Source organism: Acinetobacter sp. BY419 (genome assembly GCF_019038395.1).
In the GTDB taxonomy this organism is placed as follows: domain Bacteria; phylum Pseudomonadota; class Gammaproteobacteria; order Pseudomonadales; family Moraxellaceae; genus Acinetobacter.
In genome coordinates, this window is sequence record NZ_JAGFXZ010000075.1 from 1 (window position 1) to 1274 (window position 1274).

Here is a 1274-nt window from a genome sequence, read left to right on the forward strand (position 1 = left end):
TGATATGTGCTGAAAAAAGCGGAGACTTTAACTTGGTAAACTATACTTACTCATCAGGAGTTTACCATGAGAAAAAAGCAAAATTTTTACACGTCAGAATTTAAAGCTGAAGCCATAAAAGTAATTGAAGAAAATAAGGGCAATGTCTCAGAAACAGCAAGGCAGCTCGGCATATCCATGCAAACACTTTCAAATTGGTACAATAAAGCTAAATCTGGAACATTAGTTGGTACACAACAATATTCTCCAGATCTTGTAGCCCTGCTTGAAGAAAACAAGAAGCTGAAGCAACAACTCAAAAATGCTGAAATGGAAAAAGCATTTCTAAAAAAAGCAGCAGCGTACTTTGCAAAAGAAAGTCAGTAAGGTACGCATATATGAAACTGCAAAGACATATATACCCAATAGCTATGATGGCTCGCCTACTTCATGTTTCAGTTTCAAGATTTTATGACTGGTTGAAGTGTGGCTTGAGCAAAAGTGCTATTCAAAGAAACCAACAGACGATATTGGTCAAAATAGCTCATGAAGAAACCAATGAAAGCTATGGTTATATTCGGTTGACCAAGTACTTGCATGCTCAAGGCATTGAAATTAGTCAGTATGCAGTACGTAGCATAAAGAAACTTACACAACTCTATTGTAAGCGCCATAAACGCTTTAAAAGAACAACGAATAGTAATCACAATCGTGCTGTGTATAGCAATCTGTTACAGCAAGAATTCAACATGAGTGTTCCAAATCAAGCGTGGGTAAGTGACATTACCTACATTTGGACAAGTGAAGGATGGCTATATTTAGCCGCTTTAAAAGATCTTTATACGAAACAGGTCGTTGGCTATAGTTTAAATGAGCGTATGACAGCAGAGCTTGTTTGCAATACTCTAAGTATGGCTATTCGTAATCAAAAGCCAAGACAAGGTTTAATCGTTCACTCAGATAGAGGAAGTCAGTATTGCAGTCATGAGTATCGAACTATGCTTGAAAAATATGGTTTTCAAGGTTCAATGAGCAAAAAAGGAGATTGCTACGATAATGCACCCATTGAAAGCTTTTGGGGCATACTGAAGAATGAATTGGTTCATCATCGTAATTATAAAACACGAGAAGAAGCTAAAGCAGATATTACTAAATATATTGAGCTATTTTATAATCAGCAGAGAATTCAAAAAGGATTAGATTTTAAAACACCAAATCAAATGGCAGCAGACTTTTACAAGTTGGCTGCATAGAATCTACCAAGTGGAAGTATCCTGTTAATTCAGCACACATCA

The 1274-nt window shown here is 36.3% G+C and carries 1 protein-coding gene; it reads left to right on the plus strand.

The genetic code is table 11. The features are described from left to right. Positions 1-66: 66 nt before the first annotated feature. A protein-coding gene (locus KUG37_RS14615; protein ID WP_216938527.1) for an IS3 family transposase occupies positions 67-1232 on the plus strand; the annotation gives its coding sequence in 2 pieces (ribosomal slippage) (positions 67-334 and positions 334-1232; 1167 coding nt in all). The last annotated feature ends 42 nt before the right edge of the window (positions 1233-1274 follow it).